General features: G+C 72.7%; 27 protein-coding genes and 1 pseudogene. 15 read left to right on the top strand and 13 right to left on the bottom strand.

Annotated features, from left to right (window positions below; translation table 11 throughout):
• Positions 1-38: 38 nt before the first annotated feature.
• Positions 39-983 carry a DNA-binding protein gene (locus AC060K_RS08690; RefSeq protein WP_483765029.1) on the bottom strand — a complete coding sequence of 315 codons (945 nt, stop codon included), beginning with the start codon at positions 981-983 and terminating at the stop codon, positions 39-41.
• A gap of 287 nt (positions 984-1,270) precedes the next feature.
• Here AC060K_RS08690 and AC060K_RS08685 point away from each other — a divergent pair, with 287 nt between their 5' ends.
• Complete coding sequence (locus AC060K_RS08685; RefSeq protein WP_483765028.1) at positions 1,271-2,290, top strand: hypothetical protein; 1,020 nt, start codon at positions 1,271-1,273, stop codon at positions 2,288-2,290.
• 5 nt (positions 2,291-2,295) lie between these two features.
• Here AC060K_RS08685 and AC060K_RS08680 read toward each other — a convergent pair whose 3' ends face one another.
• Positions 2,296-3,747: a tyrosine-type recombinase/integrase gene (locus AC060K_RS08680; RefSeq protein ID WP_483765027.1), complete on the bottom strand. Its 1,452-nt coding sequence runs from the start codon at positions 3,745-3,747 to the stop codon at positions 2,296-2,298.
• Positions 3,748-3,820: 73 nt separating this feature from the next.
• Here AC060K_RS08680 and galE point away from each other — a divergent pair, with 73 nt between their 5' ends.
• Entirely contained in the window at positions 3,821-4,843 is a 1,023-nt protein-coding gene (galE, locus tag AC060K_RS08675) for a UDP-glucose 4-epimerase GalE (protein ID WP_483765026.1), read from the top strand.
• 167 nt (positions 4,844-5,010) lie between these two features.
• Here the strand turns inward: galE and AC060K_RS08670 are convergent, their stop codons facing one another.
• The gene (locus AC060K_RS08670; RefSeq protein ID WP_483765025.1) at positions 5,011-6,171 is read right to left on the bottom strand and encodes a 3'-5' exonuclease; all 1,161 of its coding nucleotides are present in this window, start codon (positions 6,169-6,171) and stop codon (positions 5,011-5,013) included.
• Between the two features lie 337 nt (positions 6,172-6,508).
• Here AC060K_RS08670 and AC060K_RS08665 point away from each other — a divergent pair, with 337 nt between their 5' ends.
• Both AC060K_RS08665 and AC060K_RS08660 read left to right on the top strand, forming a co-directional pair.
• Positions 6,509-7,459, top strand: coding sequence for a ribonuclease Z (locus tag AC060K_RS08665; RefSeq protein ID WP_483765024.1), 951 nt, complete (start codon positions 6,509-6,511; stop codon positions 7,457-7,459).
• A gap of 107 nt (positions 7,460-7,566) precedes the next feature.
• Entirely contained in the window at positions 7,567-7,914 is a 348-nt protein-coding gene (locus tag AC060K_RS08660; protein ID WP_483765023.1) for a hypothetical protein, read from the top strand.
• A gap of 133 nt (positions 7,915-8,047) precedes the next feature.
• Here AC060K_RS08660 and AC060K_RS08655 read toward each other — a convergent pair whose 3' ends face one another.
• Positions 8,048-8,761 (bottom strand): hypothetical protein, encoded by a 714-nt coding sequence (locus AC060K_RS08655; protein WP_483765022.1) that lies wholly within the window; start codon positions 8,759-8,761, stop codon positions 8,048-8,050.
• Positions 8,762-8,934: 173 nt separating this feature from the next.
• Between AC060K_RS08655 and AC060K_RS08650 the strand changes: the two are divergent.
• A pseudogene (locus AC060K_RS08650) lies at positions 8,935-9,087 on the top strand (MerR family DNA-binding transcriptional regulator); the annotation flags it as partial.
• Here AC060K_RS08650 and AC060K_RS08645 read toward each other — a convergent pair.
• Both AC060K_RS08645 and AC060K_RS08640 read right to left on the bottom strand, forming a co-directional pair.
• Entirely contained in the window at positions 9,051-9,275 is a 225-nt protein-coding gene (locus tag AC060K_RS08645; protein ID WP_483765021.1) for a hypothetical protein, read from the bottom strand. The pseudogene AC060K_RS08650 and the gene AC060K_RS08645 sit on opposite strands and share 37 nt — an antisense overlap.
• Complete coding sequence (locus AC060K_RS08640; RefSeq protein WP_483765020.1) at positions 9,254-9,607, bottom strand: hypothetical protein; 354 nt, start codon at positions 9,605-9,607, stop codon at positions 9,254-9,256. Before AC060K_RS08640 ends, AC060K_RS08645 begins: the two co-directional genes overlap by 22 nt.
• Between AC060K_RS08640 and AC060K_RS08635 the strand changes: the two genes are divergently transcribed.
• Entirely contained in the window at positions 9,497-9,991 is a 495-nt protein-coding gene (locus tag AC060K_RS08635; RefSeq protein WP_483765099.1) for a PP2C family protein-serine/threonine phosphatase, read from the top strand. The genes AC060K_RS08640 and AC060K_RS08635 overlap by 111 nt on opposite strands.
• Before the next feature lie 90 nt (positions 9,992-10,081).
• On the opposite strand, the gene AC060K_RS08630 is transcribed toward AC060K_RS08635, so the two are convergent.
• Complete coding sequence (locus AC060K_RS08630) at positions 10,082-10,558, bottom strand: GNAT family N-acetyltransferase (RefSeq protein WP_483765019.1); 477 nt, start codon at positions 10,556-10,558, stop codon at positions 10,082-10,084.
• 66 nt (positions 10,559-10,624) lie between these two features.
• On the opposite strand from AC060K_RS08630, the gene AC060K_RS08625 reads away from it, so the two are divergent.
• From AC060K_RS08625 to AC060K_RS08615, 3 genes are all read left to right on the top strand, one after another.
• Positions 10,625-11,080, top strand: coding sequence for a DUF2867 domain-containing protein (locus tag AC060K_RS08625; protein ID WP_483765018.1), 456 nt, complete (start codon positions 10,625-10,627; stop codon positions 11,078-11,080).
• Between the two features lie 99 nt (positions 11,081-11,179).
• Complete coding sequence (locus tag AC060K_RS08620) at positions 11,180-12,571, top strand: NAD-dependent malic enzyme (protein ID WP_483765017.1); 1,392 nt, start codon at positions 11,180-11,182, stop codon at positions 12,569-12,571.
• 60 nt (positions 12,572-12,631) lie between these two features.
• Complete coding sequence (locus AC060K_RS08615; protein WP_483765016.1) at positions 12,632-13,651, top strand: LLM class flavin-dependent oxidoreductase; 1,020 nt, start codon at positions 12,632-12,634, stop codon at positions 13,649-13,651.
• 51 nt (positions 13,652-13,702) lie between these two features.
• Here the strand turns inward: AC060K_RS08615 and chrA are convergent, their stop codons facing one another.
• From chrA to AC060K_RS08600, 3 genes are all read right to left on the bottom strand, one after another.
• Positions 13,703-15,064, bottom strand: a complete 1,362-nt coding sequence (chrA, locus tag AC060K_RS08610; protein WP_483765015.1) for a chromate efflux transporter — start codon at positions 15,062-15,064, stop codon at positions 13,703-13,705.
• A 61-nt stretch (positions 15,065-15,125) separates the two neighbouring features.
• The gene (locus AC060K_RS08605) at positions 15,126-15,311 is read right to left on the bottom strand and encodes a hypothetical protein (RefSeq protein ID WP_483765014.1); all 186 of its coding nucleotides are present in this window, start codon (positions 15,309-15,311) and stop codon (positions 15,126-15,128) included.
• 56 nt (positions 15,312-15,367) lie between these two features.
• Entirely contained in the window at positions 15,368-16,018 is a 651-nt protein-coding gene (locus AC060K_RS08600; protein WP_483765013.1) for an AAA family ATPase, read from the bottom strand.
• 197 nt (positions 16,019-16,215) lie between these two features.
• Between AC060K_RS08600 and AC060K_RS08595 the strand changes: the two genes are divergently transcribed.
• From AC060K_RS08595 to AC060K_RS08580, 4 genes are all read left to right on the top strand, one after another.
• A complete protein-coding gene (locus AC060K_RS08595; RefSeq protein WP_483765012.1) occupies positions 16,216-16,656 on the top strand; it encodes a helix-turn-helix transcriptional regulator in 441 nt (146 codons plus the stop codon).
• A gap of 10 nt (positions 16,657-16,666) precedes the next feature.
• Positions 16,667-17,074 (top strand): VOC family protein, encoded by a 408-nt coding sequence (locus AC060K_RS08590; protein WP_483765011.1) that lies wholly within the window; start codon positions 16,667-16,669, stop codon positions 17,072-17,074.
• A 63-nt stretch (positions 17,075-17,137) separates the two neighbouring features.
• On the top strand, positions 17,138-19,525 hold the full coding sequence (locus tag AC060K_RS08585) for an ATP-binding cassette domain-containing protein (protein WP_483765010.1): 2,388 nt from the start codon (positions 17,138-17,140) through the stop codon (positions 19,523-19,525).
• A 19-nt stretch (positions 19,526-19,544) separates the two neighbouring features.
• The gene (locus AC060K_RS08580) at positions 19,545-19,985 is read left to right on the top strand and encodes an SRPBCC family protein (protein WP_483765009.1); all 441 of its coding nucleotides are present in this window, start codon (positions 19,545-19,547) and stop codon (positions 19,983-19,985) included.
• Positions 19,986-20,071: 86 nt separating this feature from the next.
• Here the strand turns inward: AC060K_RS08580 and AC060K_RS08575 are convergent, their stop codons facing one another.
• Positions 20,072-20,458: a DUF1304 domain-containing protein gene (locus AC060K_RS08575; protein WP_483765008.1), complete on the bottom strand. Its 387-nt coding sequence runs from the start codon at positions 20,456-20,458 to the stop codon at positions 20,072-20,074.
• Complete coding sequence (locus AC060K_RS08570; protein WP_483765007.1) at positions 20,455-20,682, bottom strand: hypothetical protein; 228 nt, start codon at positions 20,680-20,682, stop codon at positions 20,455-20,457. The genes AC060K_RS08575 and AC060K_RS08570 overlap by 4 nt, the downstream gene beginning before the upstream one ends.
• 260 nt (positions 20,683-20,942) lie before the next feature.
• Between AC060K_RS08570 and AC060K_RS08565 the strand changes: the two genes are divergently transcribed.
• Both AC060K_RS08565 and AC060K_RS08560 read left to right on the top strand, forming a co-directional pair.
• Positions 20,943-22,106 carry a tyrosine-type recombinase/integrase gene (locus AC060K_RS08565; RefSeq protein ID WP_483765006.1) on the top strand — a complete coding sequence of 388 codons (1,164 nt, stop codon included), beginning with the start codon at positions 20,943-20,945 and terminating at the stop codon, positions 22,104-22,106.
• Between the two features lie 5 nt (positions 22,107-22,111).
• Positions 22,112-23,392: a phospholipase D-like domain-containing protein gene (locus AC060K_RS08560; protein WP_483765005.1), complete on the top strand. Its 1,281-nt coding sequence runs from the start codon at positions 22,112-22,114 to the stop codon at positions 23,390-23,392.
• Between the two features lie 31 nt (positions 23,393-23,423).
• Here the strand turns inward: AC060K_RS08560 and AC060K_RS08555 are convergent, their stop codons facing one another.
• Complete coding sequence (locus AC060K_RS08555; RefSeq protein WP_483765004.1) at positions 23,424-24,092, bottom strand: MBL fold metallo-hydrolase; 669 nt, start codon at positions 24,090-24,092, stop codon at positions 23,424-23,426.
• Between the last annotated feature and the right edge of the window lie 44 nt (positions 24,093-24,136).

Below are 24,136 nucleotides of genomic sequence, written 5' to 3'. Positions count from 1 at the left end.
GTTGTGGCAGGGAGTGAGAAGTCTTCACTCCCTGCCTTTCACGTCCGGGTCTCCCCGGTACGGGCCTCCCGCGTCTCGGCGCTGCGTGCAGCCTCTGCCGCGACCGCCCGCACGGCCACCAGCTCCTCCCGGGCCCGCTCCGCGACCTCGCGCTCGCGCCGCGCGGTCTCCCGGGCCTCGCTGAGCATCTCGCGCGCGGCCGCGACCTCGGCCTCCGCCCGGGCCGACGACGCCGCGGCCGCCGCCCGCTCCGCCTCCGCCGCTCCCCGGGCCGCCTGAGCCTCGGCCGCCTGGGCGCGTGCTGCCTCCAGGGAGGTGCGGGCGTCGGCCAGCGACTCCCGAAGGCCCGCAGCCGCCCCTTCCGCCTGGGCGCGTGCCGCCTCGGCCTCGGCCCGGGCGCTCTCCGCGGCCGACCTGCTCTGCTCGGCGTCGGCCAGGCTCGCGCGTGCCTTCTCCAGCTCGGTGCGCAGGATGCCGATCGCGTCGTGGGCCGTGGCCAGCTCGCCCTCGAGCCGCGCTTGCGCTGCCTGGGCGGCCGCACGCTCGGACTCGACGGCAGCGCGGGCGGCCTCGAGCGCCTCGGCCTGCTCCCGGACCACCGCCAGCGTGGCACGGGCCTCACCCAGGTCGGCCTCGGCGGCGTCGGCCCGGCGGGCGAGCTCGTCGGCCTCGCCCGACAGCGCCTCGTGGGTGGACCGGGCTGCGGTGAGCTCGCTCGCGTGGGTGGCCCGCGCCGCCTCGACGGCCGCAGCCCACAGCCCCTTCACGCCGCGGTCGACCAGCAGCGCCACGGGTGCCGGGATCTCGGGGAGGGCCTGTGCACCGGCCTGCTCGGCGGCGCGCGTCTCGCGCCACTCGCGCAGATAACGGGTCGCCGTCGCGTTGGAGCAGCCGGCGCGCTCACGCACGGCGGTCACTGTGGGGGAGGCGCCCTCGGCCAGCAGGGCGTCGGCGGCCTCGAAGACCCGTTCCTTGTCGCGCACTGGGATCGTCCGTTCGTCGTTCGTTCGCGGTTGAGGGGGAGTAGTAGGAGGAGTAGTGCGATACTACTACGACTTTTCACGGCAAACAGTACACACCCGCTTTCCTTAAGCGGGTGTGGGATGGTGGCTGATCGGCTAGATCTCGCGGATTGCTGGCCACTGGGCCGACCCAAGAGAGGTCGTAATGAGCACATAGTGAGCATCGGGTGTCATCTCACCCGCGCGGGGGATACGGATCACCCCCGGACGGGAGCCCCCGGGACCCCGGGCGCAGCAGGCTGGCCGACATGGACCCGAGGACGTTCCCGACCGCACTCTCCCAGGCCCCTACCTCGCCCCGTGCCGCGGCGCTGCGCTGGGTGGTCACCCTCGCCTGCCTGCTGGCCGGCGGGGCGCTCAGTGCCATCGAGCTGGCCGGGCTCGCCGACCCCGTCGAGATGCCCACCACACCACGCTGGTTCGCCGCAGGGATGGCGGTGGCCACCGCCCTGCTCACGCTGCCCACCGGACGACCCGCCCCGCGGTGGCGTGCGGTCCTGGCCGCGGCCACGGGGGCCGGGATGCTGAGCGGCAGCCTGCTGGCCGTGCCGCACTCCATCCTGATGCTCGTCATCGGGGTGCTGAGCCGGCTCACCGGGGCCGAAGGACCCTTCGAGGTCGGGATCCCCTGGGCGACGGCGGGAACGCACCTGCTCGTCGTCACCGCGGGCATGCTCCTGCTCGCCTGGTCGGTGGTGCAGGGCCGGCTGCGCCGGGGTACGTGCCCGTGGTGCGGGCGGGTCGAGGCCGAGGCGCCCGCCGTCAGCGGGGGCACCCGGCGCGCGCTGCGCCGGCTCGCGTTCGCCGCCGTGCTGGCAGCGGTGCCCTACACCGCGCTCAAGCTCGCCTGGGGGCTGGGCTCGAGGATCGGCACCCGTGGCGACTCGTTCGACAACGTGACCCTTGCCTCCCCGGGGTACGGCGACACCGTCGTGATGGGTCTGGTGGCCATCGTCGTCACCCTGGTGATGGGGGCGGGCGCGATCCCGGTCACCACCCGGCAGAGAGTGCTGCACGCCGTCAGCGCGACGTTCGGCGTCATCGGTTCGCTCATGCTGCTGCCGGTCAGCGTGACGGGCGTGGTGCTGATGGTCTTCGCTCCGCCGGCGGCGGGCGGCGAGCTCGCTCCGTGGGTCTTCTACCTGGTCTACGGCTGCTTCCTCGCCTGGGGGCTCACGCTGGCCCCGCTCACCGCCCTGTACCTGCGCGCGACCCGCCGGGACTGCCGGCAGCACCGGCCGGCAGCTCGTGCCGCGGCGCGAGCCTGAGCGGGTCAGCCCGTCGCCCAGGCGCGCGCCGGGCCGATCGAGGTGACGCCCGCACGGGTGCCCGGTCCCGTCCCGGCGGCGCTCGCCTCGAAGGCGGCCGACATCGAGTCCCCGAGGCGGTCGAGGTCGTCCTCGAACAGGCCGGCATAGGTGGCGAGCGTGAGGATCGGCGACTCGTGCCCGAGCATCCGCTGCACCGCCTTGACCGTGGCCCCGCCGGCGATGGCCAAGGAGGCGGCGGTGTGCCGGAGGTCGTGCAGGGTCAGGTCGGCGAAGTCCTCGGCGCCCGGGCCGAGGGTGGTGCGCCCGAGCTGCGTCAGCAGGCGGGTGCGGCGCACCTTCTCGCCCTGGGAGAGCCTGTCGCGCACCGGGTCGGCGGCCACGAGCACCGCCCAGGTCGCGGGGTCGGACACCCCGGTGCCCGGCAGGCCGTTGGCCGTCTGGGCGCGGCGCACCCAGGCGAGCGTGACGTCGTCGTACAGGCCGGTGACCAGGGGCAGGCCGAGGAGGCCCTGGAGGGTGGTGACCGCGGAGCCGGCGGCGGCGACAGCGGGCCGGAAGGCCGAGCGGTCGAAGCTCTCGCGGCGCAGCGGTGTGCCGGTCGCGCTGGGGAAGAGGAGGTCGCCGGGGCGCCGCCCGGCGGCGAGGTCGGCGAGGGCGGTCGCGAGGGTGGTGGGCAGGGGGACCTCGCGGCGCGCGTGCGTCTTGGTGTCGCCGAGGAGGAGGGTGCCGTCGTCGAGGCGGGTGTAGGCCTTGGTGACGTGGACGCGGCGGCGCAGCGGGTCGACGTCGGCCACCGTGAGGGCGCTGACCTCGCCCCAGCGCAGGCCGGTGAGGCCGGTGAGCAGGATGAGGGTGCGGGCGGCGCCGCCCGCGGCGGGCCCGGCGGCGTCGGCCACGCGGCGCAGCTGCTCGTGCCCGAGGTAGCGGTGCGCCTTGGTCTTGGTGGCGCGCGGCAGGGACGGGACGCGCCCTGAGGGGGTGCGGGCGGGGTTGGCGGGCAGGCGCCGGGCGTCGACCGCGGCGTCGAGCAGCGCGACGAGCAGTCGGACGGCGTCACGCCGCCGGGCCGGGGACGCCACGGCGCCGGTGGTGGGCGCCGGCATGGTCGACGCCCAGCGAGCGACGTCCTCGTGCGAGATGCGGCGCAGCGACGTGGCGCCGAACACCGGCTCGACGAGGGACCGGAACCGCTCCCGCTCGGCCTCGAGGGTACGGGGCGCGCGGTCGGCGCGACTGGCCTGCCACGTCTCGAACCACTCCGTGAGGGTGACCCGCGAGCCTGCGGGGTCCACCCACTGGGAGGTGCGGCCCGCGTCCTCCTGCCGGCGCGCCTCGGCGAGGGCCTCGCGGCGGGCGGTGAACGTGCGGGTGCTGCGGAGGCGTCCGTCGACCCGGAACCGCCCGATCCAGACGCTCCGCCCCTGCCTGTCGGTCCGCTGCTCGGTGTACGCCACCGCAGCAGGGTATATGCGTCGTTCGTCCTGGGGCAGGGGTCCGGGGCGATCCGGCGCCCGGTAGGTTGTGCCCATGCGCGTCCTCGTCACCGGCGGTGCCGGCTACATCGGATCCCACACCGTCCTCTCCCTCCTGTCCGCGGGCCACGACGTCGTCGTCGCGGACAACTACTCGAACAGCAAGCCCAGCGTGGTCGGGCGGCTCGAGGAGCTGTCCGGCCGGTCCGTGCCCGCCCACGCGATCGACCTGACCGACGCGGCGGCGACCGACCGCCTCTTCGCCACCGAGCAGCTCGACGCCGTCATCCACTTCGCCGCCCTGAAGGCCGTGGGGGAGTCGGTGGACAAGCCCCTCGAGTACTACCGCAACAACCTCGACAGCACGTTCTCCCTGGCCGCGGCGATGAAGAACCATGGCGTGACACGGTTCGTGTTCTCGTCGTCGGCGACGGTGTACGGGGAGAAGGCGCCCGTCCCGTACCGCGAGGAGTACGAGCACCTGTCGGCGTCGTCGCCGTACGGGCAGTCGAAGGTGATGATCGAGCGCGTCCTGGGTGACGTGGCGCAGGTGACCGACGGGTGGAAGGTCGCGCTGCTGCGCTACTTCAACCCGGTGGGCGCGCACGAGTCGGGCCAGCTCGGCGAGGACCCGCAGGGCGTCCCGAACAACCTCATGCCGTACCTGGCGCAGGTGGCGGTGGGCCGGCGCGAGCACCTGACGGTGTTCGGCGGCGACTACCCGACGGCGGACGGCACGTGCGAGCGCGACTACATCCACGTGATGGACCTCGCCGAGGGGCACGTGGCGGCGCTGGAGCACCTGGACGCCATGACCGAGCCCGTGCGGCCGTTCAACCTCGGCACGGGGACGGGCACGTCGGTGCTGGAGCTCCTGCACTCGTTCGAGCGTGCTGTCGGCCGGGAGCTGCCGTACGTCGTCGGGCCGCGGCGGGCGGGCGACCTGCCGGCCTTCTGGGCCGACGCGACCCGTGCACAGCAGGAGCTCGGCTGGACCGCGACGCGGACCCTCGACGAGATGTGCGCCGACACCTGGCGCTGGCAGTCCCAGAACCCGCAGGGCTTCCCGGACGCCTGATCTCCTGAGCACCTGAGCCGAGAGAGTGCGTCGGGGGGGGGGGGGGGGGGGGCGGGGGGCCCGCCCCCCCCCCCCCCCACCCCCGCGGGGTGGGGGGGGGGGGGGCGGGGGCGGGGGCCCCGGGCGGCCCCCCCCCCCCCCCCCCGACGCACTCGGCGTTCGGGGCGTCAGCCCCAGTGCCGCCCGCCGGACTGGTACTGCGCCTGGGCCTGCAGGTGCGCCTGGACCCTGGCCTGCTGCGCCTCGAACGCCTCGTCGAACCGGCGCACCACCGACCACGGGATCTTCTCGTGCGGCTCGATGTCGTACCCGTTCGCGGCGGCCCACGCCCGGATCTGCGACGGCCGGGAACCCTCGGTGGAGATCGGCACGTGGCTGCCCTCCTCCTCGAGCGGCGGGAACTCCAGGGGGGTGGCCTGCCGGATGAGGTTCAGGACCACCTCCTCGCCCACGTCGAGGAGCCGGGACGCCGCGTACAGGTCCTGCCGCTCCTCCTGGGAGTACTCGTCGTCGTGGATCGCACGCTGGACCATCGCCACGACGAGGTTCCTGCGGATCTGCGCCGCCTGGGCGGGCTCGAGACGGAACGCGCGCGCGACGTCGTCGGCCCCGGCCGCACCGGGGCGCACCAGGCGGCCCTCCGCGACAGCCTCGGCGAGCAGCTCGGCGTACGCGTGCGCGGCCGAGCCGGGCGCCGCCACCGAGCCGCCGAGGTCCAGGCCGGCGAGCTGGTGCGCGAGCCGGGGAGTCACGGTCCAGGGGCGCCCGTCCTCCCCGACCTCCGGGGTGAGGGGCTGCGCGAGGAGCGACGGCGGGATCGCGTGGCGCACGGGCTCGTGCGGCCACGGCACCACCCACGCGTAGACGGGCACGTGCGCGAGCTCCTGGAGCACCGGCACCTCCCAGCCGCCGCTGAGGAAACGCTCCATGAGGCCCGCCAGAGCCCGGGCCTCGCCGAGGGCGCTGCGCACGTCCATGAACGGCACGGTCGCCGCCGCGCAGCAGTCCGCGAGACGACGACGCGTCAGGTGCGGCAGGTAGTGGAAGCTGGCCTGGAAGGTGCTGACCGTCGCCAGCGCCGGCAGGTCCCAACCCGCCCGGGCGTACTCGACGCGCAGCACCTCGGACGTGTGGGTGGGGTGGTGCGCCACGAGCGCCATCCGCGCGAGCCGTTCGCGCAGCACGTACGCGACGTCGGTGAAACCCGCGTCGGGGTCCGGCATCATGGTCCACTCGTCGACCACGCCGCCGCGCTCGTCCAGCCGGACCACCGCGATCTCCCGGATGCGGTCGCGGTCGGGCTGGATGCCCGTCGTCCGAATTCCCACGGTCGCGAAGACCGGGCGGCCGACCGGTGCCGCACTCGAGGTGACAGGGCTCCACACGGGCGTCCGTGACATGGCACGGGAAACGCCGGGCACATCCGTAGCGGACATCGTTCCCCTTCCGATCAGCTGGCGGGCTCCACTGCCCGCATGCCGGAGAAGAATGCCACCTTCGCGCCAGATGGCAAAGGCGCCTGACGGGTGAACAGTCCGTGAACTTGGACGGACGTCCATGTCCGGTTGGAGATCGCTTACCCCGGCGCGTCGCCCGGCGTGCCGTTCAGGGCCTCGGCGCGTCGCTCCCGCGTCGCCCCGGCGGGTCGCGTGGGAGGATGCCCGCGTGTCCCGCAGAGAGCTCGTCGTGCTCGGCACCGCCAGCCAGGTCCCCACCCGCACCCGGAACCACAACGGCTACGTGCTGCACTGGGACGGCGAGGCGATCCTGTTCGACCCCGGCGAGGGCACCCAGCGGCAGATGCTCCACGCCGGCGTCTCCGCCACCGACCTGACCCGCATCGCCCTCACCCACCTCCACGGCGACCACAGCCTCGGCCTCGCGGGAGTGTTCCAGCGGATCAGCCTCGACGGCGTCCCCCACGTGGTCCCGGTCTCGTTCCCGGCGTCGGGCGAGGCCTGGGTACGGAACCTGTGCGACTCCACGTCCTTCTACCACCGCGAGCGCCTCGTGCTGCAAGGCCTCGGCTCGGACGGGCCGGTGCCGCGCGTCCCGGGAGAGGTCCACGGCACCGCCACGCTGCGCGCCGCCCGCCTCGACCACACCCTCGAAGCGTTCGGCTACCGCCTCGACGAGCCCGACGGGCGCAGCCTCGACCCGGGCCGGCTCGCGGCGGCCGGCATCGCGGGGCCCGACGCCGGCCGCCTCCTGCGGGACGGGACGCTCACCACGGCCCGCGGCCGGGTCACGGTCGAGGACGTCAGCGTCCCCCGTCCCGGCCAGAGCGCCGCCTTCGTCATGGACACCCGCCTCTGCGACGCCGTCCACGACCTCGCGCACGGCGTCGACCTCCTCGTCATCGAGTCCACGTTCCTCGACCGGGACCGGGCGCTCGCGGAGGAGCACGGGCACCTGACGGCGCGGCAGGCGGCCCAGGTCGCGGCCGACGCCGGCGCGCGGACGCTGGTCCTCACGCACTTCTCCCAGCGGTACACGGACCCGGGGGAGTTCGAGGCGGAGGCCCGGGCGGTGTTTCCCGGGACTCTGCACATCGCCGCGGACCTGGACCGGGTGGCCGTGCCGCGTCGGCGCGCCGTAGGCGACACGCCTGTGTGACATCACGGCGGGGGATGGTGGTTCGCCTGCTCTTCTCCGACACTTGGACCACAAGGTGCTTAACGGACATAGCCCTGAGGGGTGTTGGGACGGACGAGGGGGGTCCTGTGGCGGTGAAGGTGACGATCGTCGACTGGCGTGCGGCCGGGGCGCTGGCCTTCGCGTTGCCGTACCTGGCGTACCGCACGGTGATCACCGAGCAGGTGCAGCCCGCGCTGTCGGTGCTACGGGCCGGGGGCGACTGGTCGGTCGAGGTGCCGTTGCTGTTCGTCACCCTCGGGATGCTCCTCGCGGGCGCGGCCCTGGCCCTGCAGCCGGCGATCGGGTCCCAGCGCTACCCGGTGCTCAACCTGCTGGTGGCGGGCGGGCTCCTCGCCGGGTTCGTGTACCTGGGCTTCCTCACGGGGCGCGACCAGCTGGGCTGCTCGGTGCTGAGCCTGACGTGGTGCGGGTGAGGGGCTGACCGAGGCTTCCGCTTGCCCGCCCGGCTGACCAAGCCTAGAGTGGTCCACGAAAGCCAGGGCAGGTCTCCTGGTTATAGTTGGGCCGCGGCCCCGCCGGTTTCACCGGCGGCGCCGTTTGGCATTTCTAGGCCTTTTTGCGCACGACGCCTGTGACGCGCTGCATCGAGACGAGCCAGCGCTCCACCGCCGGATCGATGTCGAGAAGGACGTGCCGCGCTGCAGCCAGGTGCGGCAGGGTAAGTCCCGCTGGCAGGAGCGGCTCCAGGTGGGCAATGCGGTTGCGCAGCCGGTACAGCCCGTCGACGTCGCGCACCAGCTCCTGAACGGGTCGCCGCATCGCCGGGAACCCTGCCCGTATCGCGTCGTCCCAGAGGCGCTGACGGCCGGCGTCCCGGTCGGGCAGAAGGAAACGCCAGGTCCCCATCGAGAGCTGAGCGACGACGTCGTCGTGCGTCACGGCACGGGTGCTGTTGCCCGACTGCCCCACAGCGATGCGGGCCCGGCGGACTGCCTCGTCCAGGTGTGCGCCGACGAGCCGGCGTAGCAGGCGGGACGGGTCCAACGTCCACCCAGGCCCATGGAGCAGTCCAGTGCGGGGGTTCTTCTGGGTGGAGTTCCACTGGCGCACTTGAACATCGATGGCATTGCGCAGCGTGACCTCGACGACGTGCAGCACCTCGTAGAACGCGGCCGAGACGGCGATGTTCGACTGGTACAGCCTGAGCGCCGCGACGATGTCGCCGTGCGAGGCCCGCAGGAACGGGGCAAGTCGCGCGGGACTGACGAGCGTGGCGATCACCTTGTGGTGCGGGGTGGTCGGAGCAACGGTCGCAGACATCGTATTCAGGTCCTCCAGGCAGGTGTGGGGTCGGGCAATCGTCCCAGTCTGACGGCCGTTACGCATCAGATGGCATCAGTTGTTGCATGTACGCAACCCCCTTGACCTTCCCCCTGGGGCAACGCCGAGGGTCGTCCTGCCGGTGACCGTCACCGGCGGACGAGGATGACGCCATGGAGCACCTGAGCATCGGGGACTTTGCCCGCGCGAGCGGGCTGACGCCCAAGGCCCTGCGCCTGTACGACGAGCTCGGCCTGCTCCGGCCCCACCACGTGGACCCGTTCACGGGCTACCGCTGGTACACGCCCACCCAGCTCGGGCGGGCGGTCCTGGTGGCAAGGCTGCGCCTGGTCGGCATGCCGCTGTCGCGCATCCGCGCCGTCGCGGACCTGCCACCCGGCGCCGCCGCCCGCGAGGTCGAGGCGTACTGGCGCCAGACGGAGGCAGACCTGGCCTCCCGGCGCGCCGTGGTGTCCACCCTCGTCACCGACCTCAGATCGAGGGAGACCACCATGACCACCCCCTACCCAGTCCCTCCGGCTGCGCTCGGCCGTCCGGCTCGGCCAGGGCACCCGCCCCGCCCAGCAGGACGCCGCCTTCGCCGGCACCACGATCCTGGCCGTCGCAGACGGCTTCGGGCCCGACGAAGGCCCGGCTCACCTGGCGCTCGCGGGTCTCGCGGCGCTGGACGCGTCCGCCCGGGACGACCGCACTCCCGGAGCAGGCCTCGACGAGCTGCTCGACGACGCCGTCCGGGCACTCGCGGAGCGTCCCGACGGCACCGACCCGGAGGGCACGACCCTCACCGCCGCGTACCTCGACGGCAACCGCCTGCACACCGCCCACGTGGGCGACTCACGTCTCTGGCTCGTCCGGGACGGGCTCACGCTCCTGACGGCCGACCACACGATGGTCGCCGGGCTCGTCGCGGAGGGCCGGCTCACGGCCGAGGAGGCGCGGTCGCACCCGCACCGGGCGCTCCTGAACCGCGTCCTGGACCGCCGTGGCGCCGAGGCCGACCGCCTCGTCACCGAGGTCCGACCGGGGGACCGCCTGGTCCTGACGACCGACGGCGTCCACGCGGTGCTCGACCCGGCCACCCTCCAGCCGCTGCTGGTGCAGGCGGGCGACCCGGACGCCGTCGGGCAGCGGGTGGCCGACGCCGTGGAAGCCGCGGGAGCGCCCGACAACTACGCGGTCGTGGTGGCGGACCTGGCCGAGGCCTCCTGACCAGCGGCAGCCGGAAGGCCGCCGACCAGGTAGCTGTTCCCCATCTCGCGCGCAGACGGGGAACAGCTACCTGGTCGGCGAGGAGCCCCCTCAGCCCAGCGGGCGCGTCATGAACACGCTGTGCGGGTCCTCCAGGTAGTCGCCGAACGGCCCGCACTCGGTGAACCCGTACCGCGCGTACAGCCGCCGCGCCGGCGCGAAGAAGTCCTGCGACCCCGTCTCCAGGCTCACCCGCCCGTACCCCCGCGCCACCGCCTCCGCCAGGAGCACCTCCAGCACCGCCGACGCCACCCCACGACCCCGGGCGCCCGCGGCCGTCCGCATCGACTTGATCTCCGCCTCCGGCGCCCCGCCGTCGGCCGACGGCAGCTCCTTCAGCGCACCGCAGCCCAGGACCGTGCCGTCGTCGTCCCGCGCCGTCCAGAACGTGATGCCCGGCGCGAGCAGCGCCGAGTGGTCCAGCGCGTGCACGCTCTCCGGCGGGGACGTGGCGTACATGTCCGCGAGGTGCTCGTCGAGGAGGGCGGCGACGTCGTCGCGCACAGGGGAGTCGAGAGAGATCCGCACCCGCGCATTCTCCCGCCCGGTGCCGGCCCCCTGTTCCCGGCGCCCACGGACCGGCACACTCGACCCATGAGGTCCCTCGCGATCGACGCGTGCCCCGACCCGGACGTCATCGACGTCCAGGCGCTGCCCCTCCCGCCCGGCCTGCCCGACGACCCCGCCTGGTGGCTCCGCCAGCTCTTCGCCTTCGAGTCCACCCCCGCCCCCGTCAAGGCGCTCATGGGCGTGCGGCAGCTCGTCGCCGGGATCGTCGGCGCCCACACCGACCGCAGCGGCCCCCAGGTCTTCGCCCAGGACGCCGCCGACCACCGCGAGGTCATGGCTCACGAGAGCGACACCCACCTCGACTTCTGGGCCGGCATCGCCACCGACGACGGCCTGCTCCAGGTGACCACCGTCGTCACGCTCCACGGCTGGCGCGGACGGCTCTACTGGGCCCCCGTCGGAGCCCTCCACGGCCCCATCCTGCGCTCCATGATGCGCCGCACCATCGCCCGGGCCGCCGCCGATACCGCACACCGCTGAACCACAGCTCCACAACCTCACCTGGCGCTCGCGGGCCGGGAGCGGTACTACTGGTCCGCCCGCACGGCCGCGGGTCCCGCAGACGCCCAGGAGTTCCGCATGTCCATGCCCAGCCCGAGCTACACCATCACGCTGCGAGTCGAGGTGCCGGCGTCGCAGAGCGCGACGAGCACGGTCGTGTCGGCGGTGTCCGACACCGGTGCCCAGGTGATGGGCGTGGACATCGCGCACTCGACGTCGCACGGGCTGGTCATGGACGTCACCTGCGACACGGTCGACGCGGAGCACGGCGAGCGGGTGGTCGAGGCGGTCAACGCCATCGAGGGCGCCCGGGTCCACAAGTGGAGCGACTCGACGTTCCTGATGCACCTCGGCGGCAAGATCGAGGTGACGACGAAGGTGCCGCTCAAGACGCGCCGTGACCTGTCGCGTGCGTACACGCCGGGGGTGGCACGGGTGTGCCTGGCGATCGCGGAGAACCCGGAGGACGCGCGCCGCCTGACGATCAAGCGCAACACGGTGGCCGTGGTGACCGACGGGACGGCCGTGCTGGGGCTGGGTGACATCGGCCCGGCGGCGGCCCTGCCCGTGATGGAGGGCAAGGCGGCGCTGTTCAAGGAGTTCGGTGGCGTGGACGCGTGGCCGGTGTGCCTGGACACGAAGGACACGGAGGAGATCATCCGGATCGTGAAGGCGCTGGCGCCCGTGTACGGCGGGGTGAACCTCGAGGACATCTCGGCGCCGCGCTGCTTCGAGATCGAGGCGCGGCTGCGGGAGGAGCTCGACATCCCGGTGTTCCACGACGACCAGCACGGCACGGCGATCGTGGTGCTGGCCGCGCTGATCAACGCGCTGAAGGTGGTGGGCAAGTCGCTCGACGAGGTGCGGATCGTCGTGTCGGGCGTGGGCGCGGCAGGGAACGCGATCATCCGGCTGCTCAAGGCGCAGGGCGCGCGGCACATCGTGGCCTTCGGGCGGGACGGGGCGCTGCACCGCGGCCGCCCGACGGACGACCCCCACCGCGGCTGGATCATCGACAACACCAACGAGGACGGCTTCTCGGGCTCGCTGCAGGACGGGCTGAAGGGCGCTGACGTGTTCGTCGGGGTGTCGTCGGGCGACATCCTCACGGGGGACGACGTGGCGCAGATGGCCGACGGTGCGATCGTGTTCGCGCTGGCGAACCCCACGCCGGAGGTGGACCCGCGGGCGGCCGCGCAGACCGCCGCCGTGGTCGCGACGGGCCGCAGCGACCACCCGAACCAGATCAACAACGTGCTGGCGTTCCCGGGCCTGTTCCGGGGGCTGCTCGACACGGGCGCGACGGACATCACCACGGAGCTGCTGCGCGTGGCCGCGGTGGCGATCGCGGACGTGGTCGGGCCGGACGAGCTGAACAGCGCCTACATCATCCCGGGGGTCTTCGACCACCGGGTCGCCGAGGCGGTCGCGGACGCGGTGCGGGAGCAGGCGCGGCTCGCCCAGGTGTGAGCGGCGGGTGCGAGCGCCCCGGTGTGAGCGCCGGCCGGGTACCGGGTGTTGAATCGTGGTGTGAAACGGATCGGGTTCCTGTCCTTCGGCCACTGGACGCCGTCGCCTGCCTCGCAGGTGCGCACGGCGTCGGACGCGCTGCTGCAGTCGATCGAGCTGGCCGTGGCGGCCGAGGAGCTGGGCGCTGACGGCGCCTACTTCCGCGTGCACCACTTCGCCCGGCAGCTCGCGTCGCCGTTCCCGCTGCTCGCGGCGGTGGCGGCGCGCACGAGCCGCATCGAGATCGGTACCGGCGTGATCGACATGCGCTATGAGAACCCGCTGTACATGGCGGAGGACGCCGGTGCCGCCGACCTGATCTCGGGCGGGCGCCTGCAGCTCGGCATCAGCCGGGGGTCACCCGAGCAGGTCGTGGAGGGCTACCGGTACTTCGGGTACGAGCCGGCGGAGGGGCAGTCCGACGCCGACCTGGCGCGCGACCACACCGCCGTGCTCCTCAAGGTGCTCGAGGGGGAGGGCTTCGCGGAGCCGAACCCGCGCCCCATGTTCCCCAACCCGCCGGGCCTGCTGCGCGTCGAGCCGTGGTCCGAGGGGCTGCGCGACCGCATCTGGTGGGGCGCCGGGACGCGGGCGACGGCGGAGTGGACCGCCCAGCAGGGCATGAACCTGATGAGCTCGACCCTCCTGACGGAGGACACGGGGGTGCCGTTCCACCAGCTCCAGGCGGAGCAGATCCAGCGGTTCCGCGACGCGTGGAAGGCGGCGGGCCACGAGCGGGAGCCGCGCGTCTCGGTCAGCCGGTCCATCTTCCCCATCACGGACGAACGGGACCGAGCGTACTTCGGCCGCGAGGCAGGCGACTCCGACCAGGTCGGCATCATCGACGGGGTCCGCGCCCGGTTCGGCAAGACGTACGCGGGCGAACCGGACCAGGTGGTCCGTGAGCTCGCGCAGGACGAGGCGGTCGCCGCCGCCGACACCGTGCTGCTGACGGTGCCGAACCAGCTCGGCGTGGACTACAACGCGCACGTGCTGGAGAACGTCGTCAAGCACGTCGCACCCGAGCTCGGCTGGCGGTAGCGGCGGGACCGGCGGCCCGGCTCAGGACTGGGCCGCCGGTCCGCCGGGCGGTCAGGGCAGCAGCAGGTACAGCGCCGCCCCGACCGCCCCGCACACGCCGAGCGTGGGCAGCACGCCCCAGCGCCGCCAGAACACGAGCGCGCAGCCGAGGGCGGCGACGAGCAGCGCGGCGGGGGAGAGGGTCGCCAGATCCGGCACGTCGAGCCGGAACGGCCCCCATGTGACCCGGTCGACCTCCCCGAACAGGGTGTGCAGCGTGAAGTACAGGGCCAGGTTCGCGATGACACCGACCACGGCCGCGGTGATGCCGCTCAGCGCCGCCGACAACGACCGGTTCCCGCGCAGCCGCTCCACGTACGGCGCGCCCACGAGGATGAACAGGAACGACGGCACGAACGTCACCCACGTGGTCAGCAGCGCGCCCAGCACGGCGGACACCCACGGGTCGAGGTCGCCCGGCGCGCGGAACGCCCCCAGGAACGCCACGAACTGCAGCACCATGATCAGCGGCCCCGGGGTGGTCTCCGCCAGCGCGAGGCCCCGCACCATCTCCGGCGCCGTCACCCACCCGTACACGCCCACGGCCTGCTGCGCCACGAACGCCAGCACCGCGTACGCGCCGCCGAACGTCACCAGCGCCGTGCCCGAGAAGAACACGCCCTGGTCCACGAGCACCGAGTCCCGCCCCAGCCAGAGAGCCGCCAGCGCCACCGGCGCCAGCCACACCACCACGCCGGCCACCGCCGTCAGCAGCGCCCGGCGGGCCGACGGCGAACGGTGGTGCAGGGCGTCATCCGCGATGAGGGGCGGCGGGCCGTCGTCGGCCGCCTCACGCGTGGCGCCGGTGGCGGCGGAACCCGCAGGCGCCCGGCGCCCCACGAGCCACCCCACCACGCCCGCCGCGACCACCACCACAGGAAACGGCACAGCGAACAGGGCCAACGCCGCGAACGACCCTACCGCGATCCACACGTGGACCCGACGCACCAGAGCCTTGCCGCTCAGGCGGATCACCGCCTGCAGCACGATCGCCACCACCGCAGGAGCGATCCCCGCGAACACCGCGGCCACCGCCGCCGTCTCACCGAACGCCACGTACACCGCCGACAGGACAAGCAGCGCCACCACACCCGGCAGCACGAACAACGAACCCGCGATCAGCGCCCCGCGCGTGCCGTTCAGGAGCCACCCCACATAGGTGGCCAGCTGCTGCGCCTCCGGCCCCGGCAGCAGGGTGCAGTACGACAGAGCGAACAGGAACCGCTGCCGCCCGATCCACCGCTTCTCGTCGACCAGCATCCGCTGCATCACAGCGATCTGGCCCGCCGGGCCACCGAACGTCTGCAAGGACACCGCGAACCAGACCTTCGTCGCGGCACCCAGGGAGATCGCCTCGCCAGGACGTGTCGTCATGCGCACAGTGTGCCGTCCCGGGCGTGGGGCGCGCGCCAGGCGCCCGCCCCACGCCAACAGGTCATCCCAACGTGACGGTCAGGTCCTCCACGACCTGTGCCAGAACCACGGCCACCACGACGAGAAGTCCCAGGATGCTGCCGGTCGCCACCAGGAGCGGCGTCCAGCGCGGCGTCCGCGCCACGGCATCGACCCGACGGGCCGACGTCTCCGCAGCGCTGTCCTCGAACCAGCTCGTGTTACCCATAACCGCTACCACGCACCACACACCAGGAACGTTGCGCCCGATGCGCGATCGTGACCTCACCTCACCCGATCCTCACCCACCGCAACCAGCCCACCCACCAGCTCCCGCACCCGCGGAAGAGCAGACCGCCGCTCCACCACGTGCACGCCCGCCCACCCGCCCACCGGGCCGCCACCCGCCACGCCCGCCAGACCCTCCCGCTGCTCCGACCACCGCTCCCAGTGCCTCGCGAACGACTGCGGGTCCACCACCCGGCCCCGCTCCAGCTGCCCCGCGAGCGCCGCCTCCATCGGCACGTCGATCACCACCAGCACCGGCCGCCACCCCCGCGCCCCCGCCACCCGCGCCAGCACCTCACGCCGCCGCGGCCGCGTCGCCGGATCGTGCACCATCAGCACCCGGCGCTCGCGGCCCGGGCCCCGCACCACCTCCCAGGCCGTCCGCACCGCGTGCATCGAGTGCACCAGGAACCGGTACGACCGGTACGGCACCCATCCCGGCAGCACCGCGGCGAACCACCGCCGGTGCGCGTCCGGGTCGACGACGACCGCCGCCCCCGCACCCGGCTCGTCGGCGATCCGTGCCAGGAGCGTGCTCTTCCCCGCGCCTGGCACGCCACCGACCAGCACGAACAGCGCCCCGGCCGCAGGGGAGCCCTCCTCGGCCACGACAGCGGGCAGCGCCTCAGAGGCGGTGTGTGCGAGCATCCGGTTCCTTCCCTCGGTGTTCCTGGACGAGCAGCATGGCGGGCCCACCTCCGCGCGCACGGGGAGCGGCCTGGGGATCCGCTGTGCGACACGACGACGCCCGAGCCGACGATCCGCTCGTTGCTGACATAACGGGCAAGTGCACGTTCTCGTTCCCGGCCCGCGAACCAGGGGACCCCCTGTGGCACCATCAAGAAGTGACCAGCAGAGACGCACCACAACACTTCCGCGACCTCGCCCTCCTCCGACGAGTCCGCGACCGCATCGACCGCGAGTACGCCCGACCCCTCGACGTCGAAGCCCTCGCCCGCGACATCCACGTCTCCGCCGGCCACCTCAGCCGCCAGTTCAAGGCCGCCTACGGCGAGTCGCCCTACAGCTACCTCATGACCCGCCGCATCGAACGCGCCATGACCCTCCTCCGCCGCGGCGATCTCAGCGTCACCGACGTCTGCTTCGAGGTCGGCTGCTCCTCCCTCGGCACCTTCAGCACCCGCTTCACCGAGCTCGTCGGCGTCCCACCCAGCACCTACAAGCGCGACCAGGCGCTCGCGGCGGCCGGCATCCCGCCGTGCGAGGCGAAGAAGGTCACTCGACCGGTCAGGAATCGAGAAGCACCCGCGGCGAGCCCGGCCTAGCGTTGCGGCCATGGACATCACGCTGCACCACACGTTTCTCCCGCACGACGACGCCGAGGCGGCCCTGGCCTTCTACCGTGACGTGATCGGCTTCGAGGTCCGCAACGACGTGGGCTACGGCGGCATGCGCTGGATCACGGTGGGCCCGGCCGGAGGAGCGGGTACGTCGATCGTGCTGCACCCGCCGGCGGCCGACCCGGGCATCACGGAGGAGGAGCGCCGCACCGTCACGGAGATGATGGCGAAGGGCACGTACGCGAGCGTGGTGCTCTCGACCGACGACCTCGACGGCACCTTCGACCGGATCCAGGCCGCGGGGGCCGACGTCGTCCAGGAGCCGATCGACCAGGACTACGGCGTGCGCGACTGCGCCTTCCGCGACCCTGCGGGCAACATGGTCCGCATCCAGCAGCGGTAGGGCGCGGGAGCGCCGACCGCCATGTGCGTCCGAGGATTCATGCCACCACCCGAGGGATACAGAATGAGCAACGCCACGAGCACCGAGACACCGACGGCCCACGTCGCCGACACCCATGACCTGATCCGTGTGCAGGGCGCGCGGGAGAACAACCTGAAGGACGTCGACGTCGAGATCCCGAAGCGCCGTCTGACGGTGTTCACGGGGGTCTCGGGCTCGGGCAAGAGCTCCCTGGTGTTCGACACGGTCGCCGCGGAGTCGCAGCGGATGATCAACGAGACGTACAGCACGTTCGTCCAGGGCTTCATGCCGACGCTGGCCCGGCCCGACGTCGACCTGCTCGACGGGCTCACCACGGCGATCATCGTGAACCAGGAGCGGATGGGCGCCAACCCCCGCTCGACCGTGGGCACGGTGACGGACGCGAACGCGATGCTCCGCATGCTGTTCAGCCGGCTGGGGCAGCCCCACGTGGGCCCGCCCACAGCGTTCTCGTTCAACATCCCGACGAGCAAGGCGAGCGGGGTGATGAGCACGGAGAAGGGCGGCCGCGTCGAGAAGGCGGTGGTGCGCGACGTCGTCTACCTCGGCGGTATGTGCCCCCGGTGCGAGGGCCGCGGGTCCATCTCCGAGATCGACCTGACGGAAGTGTTCGACGACTCGAAGTCGCTCGTCGAGGGCGCCATCAAGGTGCCCGGGTACACGGCCGACGGCTGGATGGTGCGGGGCTTCGCGGAGTCGGGGTTCCTGGACCCGGACAAGCCGATCCGCGACTACACGAAGAAGGAGCTCGACGACTTCCTGTACAAGGCGCCGACCAAGGTCAAGGTCCAGAACATGAACCTGACCTACGAGGGTCTGATCCCCAAGATCCAGAAGTCGATGTTCGCCAAGGACCTCGACGCGCTCCAGCCGCACATCCGCGCGTTCGTGGAGCGGGCAGCCACGTTCGGCACCTGCCCGGAGTGCGACGGGACGCGCCTGTCGGAGGCGGCGCGCTCGTCGAAGATCGACGGGAAGTCGATCGCGGACGTCTGCGCCATGCAGATCACCGACCTCGCCGAGTGGGTGCGCGGCCTGGACCTGCCCGCCGCGAAGCCGCTGCTCAAGGGGCTGGGGGAGAGCCTCGACTCGTTCGTGGAGCTCGGCCTGGGGTACCTCAGCCTGGACCGCCCGTCCGGCACGCTGTCGGGCGGCGAGTCCCAGCGCATCAAGATGCTGCGGCACCTCGGGTCCTCGCTCACGGACGTCACCTACGTGTTCGACGAGCCGACGATCGGCCTGCACCCGCACGACATCGCCCGCATGAACGACCTGCTCCTACGGCTGCGCGACAAGGGCAACACGGTCCTGGTGGTGGAGCACAAGCCGGAGACCATCGCCATCGCCGACCACGTCGTCGACCTCGGTCCCGGCGCCGGCACGGGCGGCGGCACCATCTGCTTCGAGGGCACCGTCGACGGGCTGCGCGCGAGCGACACGGTCACGGGACGCCACCTCGACGACCGTGCCACGCTCAAGGAGACCGTGCGCACGCCGTCGGGCGCGCTCGAGGTCCGCGGCGCGAGCACGCACAACCTGCAGAGCGTCGACGTCGACATCCCGCTCGGCGTCCTCGTCGTGGTGACCGGCGTGGCCGGCTCCGGCAAGAGCTCCCTGATCCACGGGTCCGTGGCACCGCGCGACGAGGTCATCACCATCGACCAGAGCGCCATCCGGGGCTCCCGGCGCAGCAACCCCGCCACGTACACCGGGCTGCTCGAGCCCATCCGCAAGGCGTTCGCGAAGGCGAACGGGGTCAAGCCCGCGCTCTTCTCGGCCAACTCGGAGGGCGCCTGCCCGTCGTGCAACGGCAACGGCCTGATCTACACCGAGCTGGGCTTCATGGAGACCGTCTCCACGCCGTGCGAGGAGTGTGGCGGCAAGCGGTTCCAGGCGGCGGTCCTGGAGTACCACCTCGGCGGCAAGGACATCAGCGAGGTCCTCGAGATGCCCGTGACCGAGGCCGAGGCGTTCTTCGCGGCCGGCGAGTCCCGCATCCCGGCCGCGCACGCGATCCTGCAGCGCCTGGCCGACGTCGGCCTCGGGTACCTCTCCCTGGGGCAGCCGCTCACGACCCTGTCGGGCGGTGAGCGGCAGCGCCTGAAGCTCGCCTCCCAGATGGGGGAGAAGGGCGACGTCTACGTGCTCGACGAGCCGACGACCGGGCTGCACCTCGCCGACGTCGCGCAGCTGCTGGGGCTCCTCGACCGGCTGGTCGACTCGGGCAAGTCGGTCATCGTGATCGAGCACCACCAGGCGGTCATGGCGCACGCCGACTGGATCATCGACCTGGGTCCGGGAGCCGGCCACGACGGCGGTCGCATCGTCTTCGAGGGCACGCCCGCCGACCTGGTCGCAGGGCGCTCCACGCTGACGGGTGAGCACCTCGCCCAGTACGTCGGCGCCTGACGACCCGGGGCGCCGCACCGTGCGAACCTTCGTGGTCACCGTCGCGGCGCCCCCGGCCCGGCTCTTCGAGTACCTCGGCGATCCGCGTCACCGCGCGCAGTGGCAGTCGAGCCTCCGCTCGGTGCGCCTGCTCGACGACGGCCCGCCGCGCCTGGGCACCCGGTGGGCCGACCGGATGGCGGTCGGCGGAGAGTCCTATATGGAGATTGTCCGGTTTGATCCGCCAAGTGAGGATGGGGGAGCGGGCACCTGGGCGGAGGTCGCTCGGTGGCGTGGGCTCGTGGCGGAGCTCGCCCTGACCTTCGATCCCGTGCCGGGCGACCTGTCCCGCACGGCCCTCGGTGTAGCGGTCGACGTGCAGGGCCGCCCGCGCTGGCTGGCCGCGGTGCTACGGATCCTGGCACCGGCAGCGATCCGTGCGGACCTGCGTCGGGCAGCGCGGGTGGTTGCAGGCCTCTGACGATCCGCACTGGCGGCCGACACCGATAATGTACATTATGTCATTACGGCCGTGGGAACGGCCTGGTGGAGCCGGCGACCCCTCTCCTACAGCAGCAGCCCGATCGCCAGCACGACGACCGCGAGGAGCGGCGGCGTGAGCTGCGTCAGCGCTGCGCGCGCCTTGTCCCGCGACGACAGCAGCAGGACGAGCCCGGCCGCCACCATGGAGCCCGTACCGGTGAAGACCAGCGTCGCGCCCACAGTGTTGTTTCCCAGAGCGACGAAGACGATGCCGATCACCGTGACGACCGCCAGGAACAGGTTGTAGAACCCCTGGTTGTACGCGAGCTCGCGCGTCGCGGCAGCCTCCTCGCGGCTCGTGCCGAAGGTCGTGCGCGCTCGCGGGCTCGTCCAGGCCAGCGACTCCAGCACGAAGATGTACACGTGCAGCAGGGCCGCGAGCCCGGCGAGCACGAGCCCGGCGACGATCACGACGCCTTCCTCTCGGGCTTGTCCCGCGTCGTCAGGTACAGGCCGGTGACCGCCAGCACCACGGCGATGCCGAACACCGACCAGTTCGTCGGGATCCCCACTACGCTCCGCGCGGTCCCGTCATCCCCGGCGAGCAGCGGCGCCGTCAGGACGATCACCACCAGGTTGACTCCCCAGACCAGCAGCCACCTGGCCCGGACCTTCCTCGAACCCGCCTGGCCCATGCTCGTTCCCTCCGTCGAGACCCCACGCCCCCGCCGGTCCTGATGCTCCCAGGTCACGGTGCCCGACGGCGGCACTCGCCACGGCATGTCGCCGCACCACTCGCCGGTCGAACGCCTGTTCTATACCATGGTGTATAGCGCAACACACCGGTACAACCGGGATCTTCTGCACGACACCTCCCGGCATGTCGACGGCGTGTCAGTGGCTCGGCATAGTGTCTGCGCAGGTCAGCGCACGTGCCATAGACGAGGAGGTTCCCATGGTCGCTCCCCCACGCCTGGACCGCATCACGGTCACCGAGGCATCCCGCCGCTACCTCGCGTCCGTCGAGGTCGAGACCGTCCGGGGCGTCCTCTCCCCCGCCACAGCCCGGAGCTACACGCGCGACGTCACGGAGTTCGTCCGCCTCGCCGGCGGCGACCGCGTCCTCGACGACGTCACGGGCGCGGACGTGGACCACCTCCTCGTCCGCTACCAGTCCGCGCCCGACGCCCGCTACTCCGATCCCGGGCGCAAGACGGGCCCCGGCCGGTCCACCGCCACCGTCAACAGGTTCCGGCAGTCCCTCACCCGCTTCTTCTCGCACGCCGTCCGCGAGTGCTGGGTCCAGGCCGACCCGATGCAGTGGGCCTCCCCGCCGGCGAAGGTCCGCGGCGGCCTGCGCACAGCCCGGACCGCCCTCTCCGCCGGAGCGGCCCGCTCCCTGCTCGAGGCGGCCACGACCGAGGTGACCGGGACCGCCCAGGGCGACCGGCCGGCGTCGGGCAACCGCGGGACCCGGCCCGACCAGGACCTCGCCCTGCGCGACCGCCTCGTCGTCGCGCTGCTCCTCGTGCTCGGGCCCCGCGTGTCCGAGCTCGCCCGGGCCGACGTCGCAGACGTCGCCCGCGAGCCCGACCACACACGCTGGCGCATCCACGGAAAGGGGGGCCACGTCCGCACCGTCACCCTCAGCCCGCCGCTCGCCCGAGCACTCGACGACTATCTCGAGCACCTGCGACCCGTGCTCGCCTCCCGCCGGCCCCACGACACCGACGCCCAGCGCGCCCTCCTGCTGTCCTGGCGCGGCCGACGCATCGACACCCAGGCCGTCCGCGACCTCCTCCGCCGAGCCGTCGACAAGATGCCCCCCGCCTACCGTCGCGAAGCCACCCCCCACGCCCTGCGCCACACCACCGCGACCCTCCTCGTCGCCGACGGGTGGGACGTCAAGGTCGTCGCCGAGCTCCTCGGCCACGCGTCCATCGCCACCACCGGCGTCTACCTCGACCGCATCGAGGGCGAGCTCACCGCAGCCATCCGCTCCCACCCCCTGAGCGGCGCGCTCGACTCCCCCCTCGGCGCCCAACCCCGAGAACCCCGGAAAACACCCCCAGAAGCACCCTTACCTGCCCGACCGGCCCCCGCTCAGCGGGTACCGTGAGTCCCGTGCAGACGCGACTGATCCCCGGTCTCACCCTCAACGTGCCACCTGAGACCCTCAGATCCCTCCGGACCCTGGCCACCCGGACAGCGATCGTCGCCGCGGCAGCACCCCTCGCCGCCGCCGTCGCGCTGACCGTCGTCGACAAGGTGCGACGGCGTCTCCACCCGCTCACCGCGAGCTTCCCCACGGAGAAGCCCCTCACCGAGCAGGTCGGCGACACCGAGACCACCGTCTACACCTACGGGGCCGACCTCTACGCCGCCATGCTCGAGGCCGTCCGCGGCGCACGCCACACCGTCATGCTCGAGACGTACATCTGGAAGGACGACGAGGTCGGGCAGGAGTTCAAGCAAGCCCTCGTCGACGCCGCCAACCGCGGCGTCCACGTCTACGTCACCTACGACGGCTTCGCGAACCTCGTGGTCCCCTTCTCGTTCTTCCGGTTCCCGCCCAACCTCCACGTGCTCCGCTTCCCCGCGATGCGACCCGGCCTCCTCATGCTCGACGTCCGCCGCTCCGGCCGAGACCACCGCAAGATCCTCGTCGTCGACGACGAGATCGGCTTCGTCGGCGGGTACAACCTCGGCAGCCTCTACGCCACCCAGTGGCGAGACACCCACCTGCGCCTCCGCGGGCCCGCCGTCTGGGAGCTGCGCAACGCCTTCGTCGACTTCTGGAACCGGCACCGCACCGCCAAGCTGCCCGTCCTGCGCGACCACGGCTCCCACGACTGGCTCCCCCACCTCAAGGCCGCCCGCAACGCCCCCTCCGAGCTCGTCTTCCCGATCCGCGGCCTCTACCTCGACGCCATCGACCGGGCCGTCTCCCACGTCTCCATCACGCAGGCCTACTTCATCCCCGACCACGACATCCTCGCGGCGCTCCTCGCCGCCTCCCGGCGAGGGGTGGACGTCCGCGTCGTCGTCCCCGAACGCTCCAACCACGTCGTCGCCGACTGGCTTGCCCGAGGCCACTACGCCACCCTCCTGCGCGGTGGCGTGCGGATCTTCCTCTACGAGGGCGCCATGGTCCACGCCAAGACCGCCACGATCGACGGCCGCTGGACCACCGTCGGCACCGCGAACATCGACCGCCTCAGCCTCACCGGCAACTACGAGGTCAACCTCGAGATCATCGACCCCGCTCTCGCCGCCCGCATGGAGGACATCTTCCGTATGGACCTCTCCAACGCGCGCGAGCTCACGCTCGACGAGTGGGAGCGGCGCTCGCGGCTGGCCAAGGTAGGAGAGGCGCTCATCGCGCCGCTGCGCCCGCTCCTCTGACCCGCCCCCTGCGACCCACAGCGTCCAGGCGTCAGGAGTGCCAGGTCTCACCGCGGGCGAGGCGGACGTAGGCGTGCGTCCCGCCGAGGCGGTTCGTGTCGAGCCAGCGCGCCACGAGCGTGTGCCCCGCCTCGGAGAGCAGGGCGTCGTGCACGGGGACGACCACGCGGGCAGGGGTCTCGCGGGTGAGGTCGATGGCCTCTGCGAGCCGGAGCCACGGTCCCGACACGGGGGTGAGCAGCACGTCGAGGCCACCGTCGACCGGTGCCGGGACGTCGAACGAGTCGCCCGGGTGGTAGACGCTCGTGCCGCCGCGCTGCACGAGGTAGGTGACGTTGACCGCGCGGGGCACGTCGGGGTGGATCTCGGCGTGCTGCCCGCCGCCGGCCGTCACCGTCGCATCGCCGACGCGGAACACCTGCCCGGGCGTGGCCTCGTGCACCCGGTCGGCGGCGGCGCCCGCGCGGAGGAGGACCTCGCGGGCGGGTCCGGTGGCCCACACCTCCAGCCCGGGCGACTGGCCCAGCGCTGCGACCACAGGTGCGGCATCGACGTGGTCGGGGTGGTCGTGGGTGAGGAGGACGGCGGTCGCACCGGCGAGGGCTGCGGCGGAGTCAGCCAGGGTACCGGGGTCGACGACGATGCGCGTGCCCTCGTCGGTGAGGGTGACGCAGGCGTGTCCGTAGAAGGTGAGCTGCACGGTCCCAGGCTAACCCCGGCCCTCCCGGCTCGGCGGTGGGCCGG

It is taken from the genome of Antribacter sp. NEAU-D49 (assembly GCF_057158775.1).
Note: the sequence above shows the minus strand (reverse complement) of the source record. Positions and strands in the feature narration are given on the sequence as shown.